9 protein-coding genes are annotated in these 14,676 nt (G+C 56.3%); 5 read left to right on the forward strand and 4 right to left on the reverse strand.

Going from position 1 to position 14,676, the window contains the following annotated elements; genetic code table 11:
- Positions 1 to 103 precede the first annotated feature (103 nt).
- Positions 104 to 1,474 carry a right-handed parallel beta-helix repeat-containing protein gene (locus tag Fuma_RS13825; RefSeq protein ID WP_077024651.1) on the forward strand — a complete coding sequence of 457 codons (1,371 nt, stop codon included), beginning with the start codon at positions 104 to 106 and terminating at the stop codon, positions 1,472 to 1,474.
- A 454-nt stretch (positions 1,475 to 1,928) separates the two neighbouring features.
- On the opposite strand, the gene trkA is transcribed toward Fuma_RS13825, so the two are convergent.
- Both trkA and hemB read right to left on the reverse strand, forming a co-directional pair.
- Positions 1,929 to 3,260: a Trk system potassium transporter TrkA gene (trkA, locus tag Fuma_RS13830; RefSeq protein WP_077024652.1), complete on the reverse strand. Its 1,332-nt coding sequence runs from the start codon at positions 3,258 to 3,260 to the stop codon at positions 1,929 to 1,931.
- Positions 3,257 to 4,255 (reverse strand): porphobilinogen synthase, encoded by a 999-nt coding sequence (gene hemB / locus Fuma_RS13835; protein WP_077028299.1) that lies wholly within the window; start codon positions 4,253 to 4,255, stop codon positions 3,257 to 3,259. Before hemB ends, trkA begins: the two co-directional genes overlap by 4 nt.
- A 312-nt stretch (positions 4,256 to 4,567) precedes the next feature.
- Between hemB and Fuma_RS13840 the strand changes: the two genes are divergently transcribed.
- A complete protein-coding gene (locus tag Fuma_RS13840; RefSeq protein WP_077024653.1) occupies positions 4,568 to 6,358 on the forward strand; it encodes an SGNH/GDSL hydrolase family protein in 1,791 nt (596 codons plus the stop codon).
- Positions 6,359 to 6,507: 149 nt separating this feature from the next.
- On the forward strand, positions 6,508 to 10,023 hold the full coding sequence (locus Fuma_RS13845; RefSeq protein ID WP_158520976.1) for a PVC-type heme-binding CxxCH protein: 3,516 nt from the start codon (positions 6,508 to 6,510) through the stop codon (positions 10,021 to 10,023).
- Positions 10,024 to 10,441: 418 nt separating this feature from the next.
- Here the strand turns inward: Fuma_RS13845 and Fuma_RS13850 are convergent, their stop codons facing one another.
- Both Fuma_RS13850 and Fuma_RS13855 read right to left on the reverse strand, forming a co-directional pair.
- Positions 10,442 to 11,785 carry a LamG-like jellyroll fold domain-containing protein gene (locus tag Fuma_RS13850; RefSeq protein ID WP_218922435.1) on the reverse strand — a complete coding sequence of 448 codons (1,344 nt, stop codon included), beginning with the start codon at positions 11,783 to 11,785 and terminating at the stop codon, positions 10,442 to 10,444.
- Positions 11,786 to 12,109: 324 nt separating this feature from the next.
- Positions 12,110 to 12,628: a sigma-70 family RNA polymerase sigma factor gene (locus Fuma_RS13855; protein ID WP_077024656.1), complete on the reverse strand. Its 519-nt coding sequence runs from the start codon at positions 12,626 to 12,628 to the stop codon at positions 12,110 to 12,112.
- 274 nt (positions 12,629 to 12,902) lie between these two features.
- Here Fuma_RS13855 and Fuma_RS13860 point away from each other — a divergent pair, with 274 nt between their 5' ends.
- Together Fuma_RS13860 and Fuma_RS13865 are read left to right on the forward strand one after the other, a co-directional pair.
- The gene (locus tag Fuma_RS13860; protein ID WP_077024657.1) at positions 12,903 to 13,940 is read left to right on the forward strand and encodes a DUF1559 domain-containing protein; all 1,038 of its coding nucleotides are present in this window, start codon (positions 12,903 to 12,905) and stop codon (positions 13,938 to 13,940) included.
- 180 nt (positions 13,941 to 14,120) lie between these two features.
- Positions 14,121 to 14,579, forward strand: a complete 459-nt coding sequence (locus Fuma_RS13865) for a carboxypeptidase-like regulatory domain-containing protein (RefSeq protein ID WP_145944160.1) — start codon at positions 14,121 to 14,123, stop codon at positions 14,577 to 14,579.
- The last annotated feature ends 97 nt before the right edge of the window (positions 14,580 to 14,676 follow it).

A 14,676-nucleotide genomic window follows, 5' to 3' on the forward strand; every position in this document is an offset into this window, starting at 1 on the left:
CAGTTGTTCCACGCATGCTTCGGTCCAAAGCCGAATTCTGAAACAGTTGTCCCTCCCCAAATTATCCGCAAGAAATTGCCTACCGTTCCTCGAAAGTCATCTCATGCTTCGCCGCCTTTTTTTGACCGGATCGACCGTCCTGCTGATCGCTCTGAACTCACTCCCCGTGCTGGCTCAGGGGAATCGAGTGCTCGAACAGATTCCCAATTTGAAATCGCTGCCCGATGCGACCGCCGAGCTGCAAGCCAAAATTAACGAAGGCAGTGGGGATCTAATTCTCGGCGCCGACAAGCAGTACCGCATCACTGCGCCGCTGGTTTTCGACCTGCTAAAGCTGGGTGCCGTAAAGATTTCGGCGAAGGGCGGAGCAACTCTTGTGATGGACGGTCCCGGTCCGGCATTGAAAATTTTGGGCGGCCATGAAGGCACAGCTTCGCCACAAAGTTTCAAACCGACCACGTGGAATGAACGCATGCCCGTGATTTCCGATATTGAAATTCTAGGAGTTCATCCCGAAGCCGATGGTATCGAACTGCAACGCACGGTGGCGGCGACCATTAGTCGCGTTTCCATTCGCTGGTGCCGACATGGCATTCATCTTGTCGACCGCAATCGCAACGTGGCAATCGACACCTGCCATCTCTATGAGAACTCAGGCGTGGGCGTTTTTCTTGACGACGTCAACCTGCACCAGATCAACGTTGGTAACTCACATATCTCATACAACCGCCAGGGCGGAATTGTGGTGCGAGACGGCAATGTGCGTAACCTGCAGGTCAGCGGCTGTGACATCGAAGGCAACATGCCCGGCGACGAAACGCCGACGCAGACTGCCAATATTCTGATCGACGTGTCGACGTCACCGGGCGACCGGACGAAATCGATTGCTGAAATTTCCATTACCGGCTGCACGATTCAGCATTCAGCCAACTATTCCAAAGTGGAAGGAAAAACAAACGCTCCCGGCGGCGCCAACATTCGCCTCGCTGGCAAAGAGATCTACCCGATCGATTCGGTCACAATCAGCGGCAATGTTCTCAGCGATACCACAACCAACATCGATATCAACTACGCACTTGATGTCGCCATCAACGCCAACAACTTCTTCGCGCCGAAGCCAGCGAATTTGACCGTGAAGAATTCTCGTCGAATCAACGTAACGGGAAACACACTGAATCCTCGCCAGTTCAAACGTCCCGGCACGATTCATTTTCAGGATTGCGACGATTGTGTTTTGTCGAGTAACACCGTGCATGCCTTTGACACAGACAAGGGTGCCGTCATTATTGAAGGCTGTTCCGGGATGCTGCTGAACGCTCTGAATTTCAGTGACTGCGGCTCCGGTCTCTTGTTGAAGAATTCGTCTGACATCACCGTCACCAACTGCCGCATGTCTCGCACCGCTGGCTGGCAGTTCAAAGTCGACAACAGCGAGGATGGCTTGATTCAATCCGGCAATTCCTTCGCCAACTGATCCCATCGCCGGCCTTGGCGACCACTGCGCCTAGAGACATCGCCCGGCTTTTGAACAAAGGCCTTGCGTTTTACCTCTCCCAGGCGAAGCCGTTGGGGGAGGTCGGACAAGCGAAGCGATGTCCGGGAGGGGGCACGCGCTGTTGCAGTCGAGCATACCAATCACGTGCCGCGCACGGCCCTCCCCCGATCTTGCTTCGCTCGATCGACCCCTCCCACAATGAATTGCGGGAGGGGTTGAAGCGACGGAGTGGCCATTTCCAAAGCCGCACAATCTTTGCGCCCGTCACGGGCTCAACCGGCACATCGGGTTTCCTGAACGTCACCCACACCCCAAGCCAACCACCCGGCGAATCACCCCGCCCCTCCCAGCGACCACCGGGAGCACCGCCGGCGCTTCAGCTTCCCCATCGTCACCCGCCCACCACGCCAACCGCCGGCCGGTGCATACCGGCCTAGGAAAACATTTTCAGGATTTCGGCTTCGGATTGTTTTTGGACAAGGAGGATGGCTGTATCGCCGGCCTTGAGTTGATCGTCGGCGTTGGGGACTTTGACGTAGTCGCCTCGTTCGATCGCGGCGACCAGGCTTTGCGGCAGTGACAGATCGCGTAGCGGAGCTTTCGTGGCGGGAACGCCTTTCCGGATTTCGACTTCCCAGACCTCCGCGGTGTCGCCGATGATGGGTGACCGTTCTCGTACTGGTCCTTTGCCGACGAGGCCCATGATTTGGCGAGCCATCGCTTCGCGCGGGCTGACGGCGACATCGATGCCCAGGCGTTCCAGCACGTTGGCGTAGTCGGGGCTGCGGACGATTGTGAGAAGTCGTTTGCTGCCGAGTTCTTTCGATTCCACGCCGCACACGATGTTTTCTTCGTCACGCCCAGTGCAGGCCACGAAGACGTCGCTTTTGCCGACGCGAGCTTCTTCTAAATCGGCGCGGCTTTTGACGTCGGCGTGCAGGACAGTGCAGCGGGGCAGGCGTTCTGCAATGAAGTCGCAGCGGTCGGGGTCCTGCTCCATCACTGTCACTCGGCAGCGAGTTCGTTCCAGCAGGCGAGCCAGGTTGAGGCCAATCTCGCCACCACCGGCGATGACGACGCGAGGGCTTTCGGACGCGCGGTCTTCGAAGAGTGAGGCGATTTTTTCGAGTTCGCCGTGAGTTCCAATCAGTGTGACGTGGTCGCCCGGCTGCACCGCATCGTAGCCGCCAGGGATGACGGAACGTTCGGCGTTGACAATCAGGCCAACTCGGACGGTTTGAGGCAGGTTGAGTTGATGCAGCGGCACACCGACCGCCTTCGCTTTGCGACCGACCTGGATTCCGTGCACGTCGACGCCGCCGCGAGCAAAGCTTTCTACGGCCAGAACAGATGTACTGCGAATGTGCTTGGCCAGTTCCAAAGCTGTCAGGTGTTCCAGGCTGATCAATCTATCCACCTTGAAGTGTCGCTGATAGTCGAACGTGCTTTTGTCACGAAAGATGGGGTTGAACACGCGAGCCACACAACGACTGGCGCCCATTTCTCGTGCAATGCTGGCACTCACCAGATTCACTTCGTCGCGACTGGTGACGGCCAGGCACAGGTCCGCCAGTTGAATGCCCGCCTGAAACAGCTTCGATACGTCGAACGCCGAACCGCACACGGTTTGCACGTCCAGGCGTTCGCTCACGCGCCGCAGCACGTCTGCCTGTTCGTCAATCACGCACACGTTGATGCCGCGATTGCACAGCATTTCGGCGACCGTCTTGCCGACCGTCCCGGCTCCTAACACGACAACGTTCATTGGCCCACCAGTGTTGCAGCTTCCAGGGCGAAGTACGTCAACACGCCATCCGCACCGGCTCGTTTGAAGGACAATAAACTCTCCAGCATCACACGTTCACGATCGAGCCATCCGTTGGCGGCCGCTGCGGACAGCATCGCATATTCACCGCTCACCTGGTATGCGAACGTGGGCACTCGAAATTCATCTTTCACGCGGCGGACGATATCCAGATACGGCATACCGGGCTTCACCATCACCATGTCGGCTCCTTCCGCAATATCCAGCGCGACTTCCTGAAGAGCTTCGTCGGTGTTGGCCGGATCCATCTGGTACGTTCGTTTGTCGCCCTTGCCAAGGTTGCCCGCAGAACCGACGGCGTCGCGAAACGGCCCATAGAAGGCGGAAGCATACTTGGCCGAATACGCCATGATTTGCACATGCTGGTAGCCCGCTTCGTCGAGTGCCCCGCGGATCACGCCGATTCGTCCGTCCATCATGTCGGACGGAGCGATCACGTCGCAGCCCGCTGATGCCTGCACGACCGCCTGCTGTTTTAGCACCGTCAGACTTTCGTCGTTGGCTACGTATCCGTCACGGATAACGCCGTCCTGGCCGTGAGTCGTGTACGGGTCCAGAGCAACGTCGGCGATGAGTCCGACATCAATCTTCGCGTCCTTGACGGCTCGCATGGCGCGGCAAATGAGGTTGTCGGAATTCAGTGCTTCGTCGCCGTCTTCAGATTTGGCTTCGAGCGGCGTGACGGGAAAGATGGCGATCGCAGGGATGCCAGCCGCTGCTGCCTGAGCGACAAATTCGACGAAACGATCGATGCTGTAGCGGTTGACGCCGGGCATCGATTCAATCGGTTCACAAACGTTGTCGCCCTCTTTCACAAAGATCGGCAGAATCAGATCTGCGGCGCTTAACGAGTTCTCGCGGACCAGTCGGCGTGACCAGTCGGTCCGGCGGTTGCGGCGTAGTCGAACGGAAGGAAAGTGGCCGGGTGTGGGCATGAGTCTTCTTCGATGTGGATCGTGTTGAACGGTTTGAGGTTCCACCGGATTGTACAGGTTCGCCAGATTTTCGCTGCCCAGCCGAAGGGGAAATCCCTTCCGGCCGAATGGAACCGTCATTGGCGACGTCTACCTGTGCGGCGACTCGGGTTTTGCTAACATGGTTTCCGGAATGTGGCTGAGTTTGGTTTGTTGAGACTTCTGATTGAAGGCAACTTGTTCACATTGAGTCAATGTTTGCAGAGCGACCATCGGGAGCATTTCCGAGCGGTCGTTCAAATGGGGTGCGGGCCTCCCGCGTTAGGGCGAGACATGCGAAGAACATTGTTGATCGGATTGATTTTTCTGCTTTCCACCACGTTACATCCGGTGGAAACAGTGGCCGTTTCGCAGGACGGCAGCGATTCAGAAAGCGAACAATCGTCCGTGTGGTTAAGGCACACGCTGTCGCTGAAGCCGGCCGACGCAATAACTTCGACGACCGAATTGCTGGTCGATGCGTCGACTGGCGCGGTCACGGTGTACTTTAACGGGCAACGACTGGTTCGAGGACGTGCGGCCGATAAGAAGGCGTGGAGTTTCGACGTCAACCCGCTGGTCAGAAACGGCACCAACAGCGTGGCCATTTCAATTTCCGCACCGAAGGCGGAAAAACCGAAGCTCGCAGTCCAACTGACACCTCACAAGGGGCAGCCCCAGAAGCTGACGAACTGGAAAGCCACGTCCGATGTGCCTCCCGTCGGTTGGCAGCAAACCGACTTCAACGACCGCGACTGGAAACCGGCCGATAAGTCGCTGCTTGAGAAAACAGAATTCGGCGAAATCGCCTACGCCTCATGGACGCCAACCGGCGGTCCCACTCGATTTGCCGACGGCCGATTCCGCTGCCGCGACGGCGATCACGTGGTGCTGATTGGCGGAACGTTTATTGAGCGAGCTCAACAATACGGACACCTGGAATGTGCTCTGAATCCGAATCCGGCAGCGAAAGTGACGTTTCGGAATCTGGGGTGGAGTGGTGATACTGCTTTCGCAGAATCGCGAGGCATTTTTGATACGCCCGCAAAGGGCTACGAACGGCTGATCGAACACGTCCGTGCCGAAGACCCGTCGGTGATCCTGGTGTGTTACGGACAGAACGAAGCGATGAGCGTTCCGGTTGAAGCGTCGGCGGCGTCTGAAGTTTCGAAGTTCGAACAGCAGATTCAAAAGCTGCACGCTGACCTACAGACGACGGGCGCCGAAATCGTGTTCCTCACACCTCACCCGTTTGTCCGCATGCCCGAACCGCTGCCCGATGCGACGGTTTGGACTAGCCGTCTGAAGCAGTTTACGTCGCCCGCACGAAAGCTCGGCGACACCGTCCACACCATCGACCTGTTCACTGATTTTGTGGACGAGATGGCGAACGCGGATTCTGTTCTACATCCCAGTCACCAGGCCATGCCGGACGCCGACCAGCATCCGGAACTGATCGTCGCTCGCAACAGCGTTTGGACCGACAACGGAATGCACTGGAATGACGCCGGCTATCTTGCGGCAGCTCAGGTAGTCAGCGAACGATTGACGGGCCGGAAACCTCAATCGCCCAGTATCAACGTCGACCTGGCAGCGAAGTCCGCTGAATGCGTCGCCGGGAAGCTCCGCAACGTCACGTGGAATTCTTCGCCCAATGTCATCCTGCAGTGCGAGGTCCGCCGCGATTTGGTGTCGCCGTTTCCGATGAAGGTCGCGGTTATTGGTGGGGCTGATTTGCGAGTTGAACTTACCGCTGCAGACGATCACGAGGCTCACGCGTTACGATCCGTGAATCTGCTTCCCGAATTGAGTCGGGACAAGCGAGAATTCGTTGGCACAATTCCGGCGGAATACCGGGAACTGGCTGAGTTGACCGTTCAGAAAAACGAACTCTACTTCCATCGTTGGCGGCCCCAAAATATCACGTACCTGTTCGGTTTCCGCAAACACGAACAGGGCAACAATGCCAGCGAGATTGCGATGTTCGATCCATTGATTCAGGAACTGGAAGCAAAGATCTTTGAAGCTCGCGAACCGAAGTGGCAGACGGTGACGATCCGCACAAAGGAGACGGTTGAGAAATAGTGACAACGAACCGGGCGGCGTGTCGCTTCAGAATGACAACGCCGCTCAGTCACGTCTCCGTTTTTCGTCTGCACGCGTTTCGAAGGAGTCGCAGTGCCCCCTGCCCGAGCTACTGGCCCGAATTTCCTACCTAAATACACATGCCTAAAATGACCATACCTTTCCATCAACGAATTCGTCTTCTGGCCATCGTCGCGGCGATCTGCACCGTTGCTCCCACAACGTTCGCTCAACGCGATCTCAAAGACATTCCCATTCCTGATCCGGAACTGGAACGAGCCACCTTCAAGGTGCCGGACGGTTTTGAAATCAGCCTGTTTGCGGCCGATCCCAAGATCGCCAAGCCGATTCAAATGAACTTTGACGAAGCCGGACGGCTATGGATCGTCAGCTCCGAAGTCTACCCGCACATTGAACCCGGCGCGAAACCTTCGGATCGAGTTGTCGTGTTGGAAGATCGCGACCACGACGGCGTGTCGGATGAAACTCATGTTTTTGCGGAAGGTCTGTTAATCCCCACCGGCATCGCGCCAGGCGACGGCGGCGCATACGTGGCCAACAGCACTCAGCTTTTGCACTTCGCCGATACCGACGACGACCTAAAGGCCGATTCGAAACGCATCGTCCTGTCCGGCTTCGGCACGGAAGACACGCATCACATTTTGCACACGCTGCGGTGGGGGCCGGATGGCTATCTGTATTTCAATCAGTCGATTTACATCCACAGCCACATCGAAACACCATGGGGCGTGCGACGACTGAACGCCGGCGGCATTTGGCAGTTCCGTCCGGAAACGCTGGAGCTCGGTGTGTTCATGCGCGGACTCGTCAACACCTGGGGACACCACTTCGACCGCTTTGGCCAGTCGTTCGCGACCGACGGCGCGGGGGGCGAGGGCATCAACTACATCGTGCCGGGGGCTTACTACTTCACCGCCGCCAACGCACCTCAGATTTTGCACGGTCTGAACCCCGGCAGCCCCAAGCACTGCGGCCTGGAGATTGTCGAAACGCCGATGCTGCCGCCCGATTGGCAGGGCAGCGCGATTACAAACGACTTTCGCGGTCATCGAGTCTGCCGGTTCAATCTGTCAGAAGATCGATCGGGGTTCGTGTCGCGAGAACAGCAGGAAGTCGTGTGGTCGGACCACGTAGCCTTCCGTCCGATCGATGTGAAGTTGGGGCCGGATGGAGCGATCTATATCGCCGATTGGTACAACCCGATCATCCAACACGGCGAAGTCGACTTCCGCGACGAACGCCGCGACCACACTCACGGTCGCATTTGGCGAGTCACTTGGAAGGGGGCTCCGAAGCGTGAGTGGAATGACCTGCGTGGTCTGAAGACGACTGAGCTGCTGGAACTGTTGAAGAGCGACGATAATTTTCAGCGTCAAGCGGCGAAACAGCTTTTGCGGCAGCGAGGCGATTCGATCCTGCCGGAGCTGGAAACATGGACGGCGGGAATTCCCAACGAACCGGCCACCGAACAGCTTCGGCTTGAGGCGTTGTGGTGTTATCAGAGTCTGCGAAGTATTCAACCGGAATTGCTTCAGCAGTTGCTGAGTGCCGAAGATCACAAGGTGCGCGCAGCAGCCGTGCGAGTGCTAAGTCACTGGAAGTATCCGCTGGCGTCGACCGCAAAAGACTGGTTGCAGAGAGCGGTAAACGACACTCATCCACGCGTTCGCCTTGAAGGTGTGCGAGCCACTTCATTTTCCCCGAACGCCGATTCTGAACTTGCCCGAGCGACGCGTGATTCCGGCGACGCTGCTGCACAAGCTAAGAAGCTGGCGGCGGATGTATCAAAGATTGAAGTCGCTCTGCAGGCAACCGACCACGCGAGCGACACATTTTTGGACTACGCCATCTGGCTGACTTCGCGCGAACTGTCGTCCCAATGGTTGCCGTCATTTGAAGCTGGCGAAATCGATTTCGGCGGCAATGTATCGCATCTGCTGGCCGCCTTTTCAGCAGTCGGCAAGGGGGCTCCGGTCGACTTCCTGCTGACGCGATTGTATTCGCCGCAAACAACAGACGCACAGCGTCAACAAGCCACGCAGTTGGTCGCGGCGTCAGGCAGCGCTGAACAGGTTGCCCAAATGGTAGCGTTGGCGATCACGAAGAACGATCCTCAGGCCATTCAGGCCGCGTTGAATCAAACCAGCGGCCGCAAATTGCAGGTTCCGCTGGAAGACAACGCTGTCACCGCTGTACTTAGCAGCAGCAACAAACCGTTGCGGCAGGTCGGACTCAAGGCAGTCGGACAGTGGAAAGTCGCCAACCATATTCCGCTGCTTACCGACGTGGCTACACAGAAGGACGGCGAACTGGCAGACCGCATGGCCGCCCTTGACGGGCTGGCGCTTAGCCGCGCCGGAAAAGCTCGCAACGTGCTGGAGGCCACGGCGAACGATACGACGGCTCCGATGCAGTTGCGGAAGCACGCCAGCGCAATGTTGACGGGGTTCCAGCCTAAAACGGCAGCGACCGTAGTAGCAAAGCTGTTGCCGCAGATGTCGGTGGAGGATCACCCGGAAGATTTGATGCGCAGTTTCCTTGCCGTCAAACAAGGCGACGCCGTGCTGGCGGAGGCACTGGCGAACACAGAACTGGACACGGATGTCGCTCGTGAGATGTTGCGAGTCGTTCGTGAGTCCGGGCGAGCTTCAGCAGCGTTGGAGGCCGCGTTGCGGACGGCCGGAAAGATCACCAGCCGCAAGTCACTTTCTGCCGAAGAACGCGCGGCTCTGCTGGAACTGGCGAAGACCGAAGTCACGGCGGCTGAGGGAGAAAAAATCTATCGGAACGAAAAGCTCGGCTGCCTGAAGTGCCACGCAATCGGCGGAGCGGGCGGTAAAGTCGGGCCGGATATGGTGAGTCTCGGCGGTAGCGCTCAACCGGACTACCTTCTGGAATCACTACTTGACCCGAATGCGAAGGTGAAGGAAAACTACCACACCATTGTGGTCGTAACGCTGGCGGGCAAGCTGCTGTCCGGCGTGCAGGTGAAGCAGTCCGATAAGGAAGTGGTCATCCGCAACGCGGAGGACAAGCTGATCACGATTCCGCGTGCAGAAATCGATGAGATTGCTCCGGGGCTATCGTTAATGCCTGAAGGCCAGGTCGATGCTCTGACCGACCGCGAAGTTGCGTCGCTGGTGAGGTTCCTTTCGGAACTCGGCCGAACGCCGGACTTCACCATCAGCCGCCGCCAGTTGGCTCGCACCTGGACCGTGATGAATGCCACAGACGAAGCCGCCTTCCGCCTTCGACGCACCAGCTACTCAATGGCCGCAACCGATGATCCGGCGTTTACGTGGAAGAATCAATACAGCACGGTGGCTGGTTCGCTGCCGTTGAATGACATTCCGGTTGTGTCGGTTAAAAATCGCTCGGCGGCAGGAGTGCGTGGCGTCGGTTTCACTCGTTGCGTGCTGGAAGCAGAAACGCCGGGCACTGTTGTTCTCAAGTTCAACACCGTGGATGGCTTAAAGCTGCGGCTCAACGAAGTACCGGTAGGCTTGTTTGAGACAGTGACGCTCGACGTTACCGCCGGCCAGCACCGCCTGACGTTCAACGTCGACAAGACCGAACGCGACGCACCGCTGGAAGTGGAGATTGTGCCAGACGGCACGACGGCGGTCGCCAGGTTTCTGGACTAGCTGGACAGCGCCGCCTTTGGTCATTGGGCCGTGTTTTGGCTAACCCGATGCGTAAGCGAGGGATTCGTCGCAACTCGATCCCTCGCTTACACTTCGGGTTAACATTCGCACCAACATGGCGCTGTCCAGCTAGACATCAGTCGATGAGCACATTCTCGCTGGGCGACAGCTTTCGAGGCACTCGTGCACAGAACCGCTGACTCAGAAGCGACATGAAAAGCTGACGGTGGATGCACGGCGTACTGCGACACGCGAAGTGACCCAGACCGATTTCTACTATTGCCGTGCGGAAGCAGTTTGCGATCGGCCAGCGTCCGGATGCCACGCAAAGAAACCTTTGCAGCGGCAAGCTGGCAATCACGCCAGCATGATGTCGGCTGCGGTTGCACAAGGCGAATGATCCTGCCCGCTGTGCTCCTCATTTGCGACCGGTGCCCAAGGCGTAATGCCTGGCGGCCTCTGCGGGAGTCAGGCTGCGACGATAGACGGCAAATTCGTCCAAAGCGCCGGAATACTGCCGATCAGTGACCGTGGTCCTCAATTCGCCCAGCAAGAGCTGAAACGTTCCCCCTCCATGCATTTCGGAAGACTGCACGCGTTGCGCCAGTTGACCGTTGTAGTAGAGTTCCAGCGAATCCGAATTCTTGACCGCAACAACGTGCTGCCATTGATGCGGAACGCAGACACCAGCGGAAAAAACATTCTTCCCAAATTCGTAGTTCCTCTCCGGCGGGCTGCGATGTAGAAAACGCAACGCGCCGGGTTCATGGATCATGAAAGTGTCCGTCACAATTTCGATGACATTCAAATGCAGGCTCGCGTTGGTATCACTTTCCGGATAGATCCCGACTGCCGTCGCATGAGCGAGATCATCCGGCCTCATCCAGAATTCGATACTGAAAGGCCCCTCATTCAATCCTGCAATCCCTTCGCTCAGCGACAGGAAGCGGGAGGAATCTGATCGAATAAAGGACACATGTCCATTTGCAACCCGGATACTGTCCGAAGCAGTGTCTGAGGCCTGAAGAACTGCGGACCATCGGTCACCGACTTCGTTGCGAATCGTGCCACCATCTGCCTCTTCGAAACGCCAGTAAATCAGCGGTTCGCCTTCGTGAATTGCATTTACGTACTCGTCGCTGATTGGCAACGGAATTTCGGCCGACGGGCGGATGCGGGGAGTCTCTTCGCTGGAACGTGGCATCTCCGTCAGCACCTTCAGTTCAGAGTCCACTCGAACGGTTCTTAGGTCATTCACTCGCTGGCTGACCAAAGTGTTCCCGTCGTCGCCAAGCAACGAAAGTTCGACTTCACCATTAAGCACGGCCACTTCCGACGTCCCGGTGTCGTTGATCCTGACGCCGAACTCTGTCCCGAGGTCTACAATGGCCGCACCAGGTGCATTCAAAACAAACCCTCTTGCTCGATCGGGAACGTGAGCCGTGACCTGTCCGGATAGCAGAGTTGCAGCATCCTTGGATTCGATGCGGAGTTGCCCAGGGCCAAGCAGCCCCACCACCGCTCCGCTCATGAACTCCAGCTGAGTGTATCCTGTCTTCAGCGTCACGATGCCCGGTTTGAGTCGCCTGCCGGTGATCAATTCCGGATTGTCTTCGGCTTCAGCAATGACGATGACCGCAGCATCCGGATGCACCACCGCCGGCCCCTGGTCCATGGCAAAGGGATCTTTGATGACATCCGTCTGAGCAGGTGGCTCGGGATCTGTTTGTCCGATCGGCATCTCTACCGGAGGTCCCGGCAAGAAGAGATTTCGAGCGAATAACATGAGCACACACGCAACCACAGCGCTGCATAATATTGCTAACGTTCGCCACTGAGATGCGCGCGAGTTTTTCGCAGTGATCGAGTTGGGTGGCAATTCGCAGCATTCGTCGTAAAGGCACGCCTCCATGTCTGCCAGACGGACGTAATGCCTCCGAAAGTCTTCATCCGAGCACAGTCGTTCGTTGAATTCTGCAAATTCGTCCGCTGACAACCTGTCGTCGAGATATCGACGAATCAAATCACCTTCAATCATTTTCCTCGGCTCGCTCAAGCGATTCTTCCCTGTCGTTTTAGTTCTGTGTTACTGACTGTTCGATACCATTTTTCGTTCAACACACGTAGCGATCGAATCGCGAATTCTGTCGAGTCGCCTGTACAAAGTCTTGACGGTCCGACCGGTCTCTACAGCCAGTGACTTGATCGTAGAGGAATCGCTGTAACGTCTTGTTATTAACATCCGGTCTTTGTTCGGCAGTTGCTCAAGGCACCCCTGAAGTGCCATCTGCCGATGCTGAAGTTCTGAAGCAAGTTCATCATGGGTCTGTTCGATAGCTGACAACACCTCGTCGCTGAATATGAAACGACTGCGTGCCTGGTGCTTTCGAAAATTCAGCACCTCGAAATATGCGAAGCGAATGGCCCACGGCACGAATTCGCGATTGCGGTCGAAATCACTGAATTTTTCCCACAACGTCGCGGCAGTCTGCTGCAGAATTTCTTCCACACAATCGCGTCGAGGAACAAACGTCGCGATGTATCGACGCAGTTCTCGATCGTGACGCACCAACAGTCTGGCGAACTCGTTTCCTGGATCGGTCATGAAATCGTAACAGGCCGGAGAAAAACGCTAAACGTCCTTTAAGAAGAGGGAGCCGTCTGACGTGCGAAACGGATTAATCTAAGAGGGATCTCCACCAAGGTCACGAATTCCCCATCAAAAGTGCCATCGTTTCGCCTGAAATCCAACAGTGGCGGGAAACTTCATGAAAATTTCATGAGTGTGAAGAAATTCGGAGGGGAATCGGCCTTTTCGCGGAGAAGTACAACGTCAGATACCGAGTTTCCTATTTCTATTCGGGTTTTGGAGTTGTCTCATGAAGAGGTCTGCACGAGGGTTTACCCTGATCGAACTACTGGTCGTGATCGCCATTATAGCAATCTTAATCGCATTATTGCTGCCGGCGGTGCAGCAAGCACGGGAGGCGGCCCGCCGCACCCAGTGCAAAAACAACCTGAAGCAGCTTGGTTTGGCGCTTCACAATTATCACGACGTTTACAATCAGTTTGCTCCCGGTGCAGTCCATTCTCAGGTGCCCCGATCCAACGGCGGCACAAGTTTCGGCCCCAGCTTCTATTGTGCTCTGTTGCCATATGTTGAGCAGGGCCCTCTATATCAATCGCTTGACCTGAGTTCAGGCCGTTCTCCCGGTTACATCGGTGAAGCGGGGGGCACGGCCATTTCTTCCGGTGCCAGAAATAAGCCCCTTGTGTTGTCTGCCGGCCCCATGACCTTTATGCGGTGTCCGTCGTCAGCAGGACCGGTTAACGAAAACAACGCGGGTGTCAGAGCTCCGTTTGCTCATTATGCAGGTATTGGTGGCGCCGTGGATATGACGTCGTTTAACGAAACTCGCATCTACAATGACGGCACCCTTGGCCTGATTTCCGGCGGAGGCATGATGGTGGCCAACAAAGGGATGAAGATGCGAGACTGTACTGATGGAACCAGCAATACGATGCATCTGGGGGAAATGTCTGGACGGCTCAAACGGCTGGACGGCACCTTTTCATGGGTCTCCCCATCCGGAACCACGCACGGCTGGATTATGGGAACACGGGCAGCGGGGACTCCGCCGAATCTTGATCCGGGCGGAACCGCTCAGGGTGATCAACGTTGTTTCAACATGGTAACCATCCGCTACAGCCCGAATCAGGAATTGTTTGCCAATCAGTTGTTTCCCGGAATGGGCAGCAATCAAGGAGCGAACAATCCACTGAATTCAATGCATACAGGAGGCGTTCAGATTCTTCTGGCGGATGGTTCCGTCCGATTCATCTCCGAAAACATGAATCTCGAAACACTGAAGCAGCTGTCCACACGAGACGACGGCCAGGTTGTTGGCGAATTCTAAGCACGCCTTCACCTTCGTTGATCAAATCCATGTTTGCCAACCGCTGCGACAGCGTCCATTCGGTCTTCTGACTGCCGTGGACGCTGCCGGCTTTTTTTGGTCAGCACGCAGCACATTGCGCATGTTGATGAAAATGTGTCGTCGCCAATCACACTGAACTCTGATATTGGAATAGTCCTGATGAAAATTTGCTTAAGAACGATTGCTGCACTGTTTGGTATTCTCTCGTTTGCTGCTGGTTGTGGAGGCACTGATTTTGGTGACATCGGAGCCATAACAGGGAACGTGACCTTCCAGGGTGAGAAGATTGCTCCGGAAACCAAGGTGATCTTTATGCAAATGGATAAGGGGTATGCTGGATTTGGATTCACAGACGATGAAGGAAACTATTCAATTGAATGGCACCGTGAGGGTACCAAATTTGACGGCATGCCAGTGGGAACCTACAAGGTTCTTGTGAAGCCTCCAGGTATGATTGACATCGAAGAGCTTAGCGCAGACGAAATGCTGGACGGTGCCGATTCGAAGATTGCCGAAACCAAGCCAGCGTTTGATCCCAAATACACCGAAACTGCCACCAGTGGCATCGAGTTCACAATCAAGGCTGGTGAGAACACATGTGATATTGCTCTGGACTAGTTTTGAAGCCTGATCCGCCACTGACCGCCTATCGCACATAAGTGGAAGGCGTCGGCTGGTATCTGCTGCGTAAGTCCTGAGTTTGACATTATTGAGG

Source organism: Fuerstiella marisgermanici, assembly GCF_001983935.1.
Lineage (GTDB): Bacteria > Planctomycetota > Planctomycetia > Planctomycetales > Planctomycetaceae > Fuerstiella > Fuerstiella marisgermanici.

Coding starts and splice junctions, on each gene's coding strand:
- Fuma_RS13825 (WP_077024651.1), top strand. CDS start 104: ATGCTTCGCCGCCTTTTTTTGACCGGATCGACCGTCCTGCTGATCGCT.
- trkA (WP_077024652.1), bottom strand. CDS start 3,260: ATGAACGTTGTCGTGTTAGGAGCCGGGACGGTCGGCAAGACGGTCGCC.
- hemB (WP_077028299.1), bottom strand. CDS start 4,255: ATGCCCACACCCGGCCACTTTCCTTCCGTTCGACTACGCCGCAACCGC.
- Fuma_RS13840 (WP_077024653.1), top strand. CDS start 4,568: ATGCGAAGAACATTGTTGATCGGATTGATTTTTCTGCTTTCCACCACG.
- Fuma_RS13845 (WP_158520976.1), top strand. CDS start 6,508: ATGACCATACCTTTCCATCAACGAATTCGTCTTCTGGCCATCGTCGCG.
- Fuma_RS13855 (WP_077024656.1), bottom strand. CDS start 12,628: ATGACCGATCCAGGAAACGAGTTCGCCAGACTGTTGGTGCGTCACGAT.
- Fuma_RS13860 (WP_077024657.1), top strand. CDS start 12,903: ATGAAGAGGTCTGCACGAGGGTTTACCCTGATCGAACTACTGGTCGTG.
- Fuma_RS13865 (WP_145944160.1), top strand. CDS start 14,121: ATGAAAATTTGCTTAAGAACGATTGCTGCACTGTTTGGTATTCTCTCG.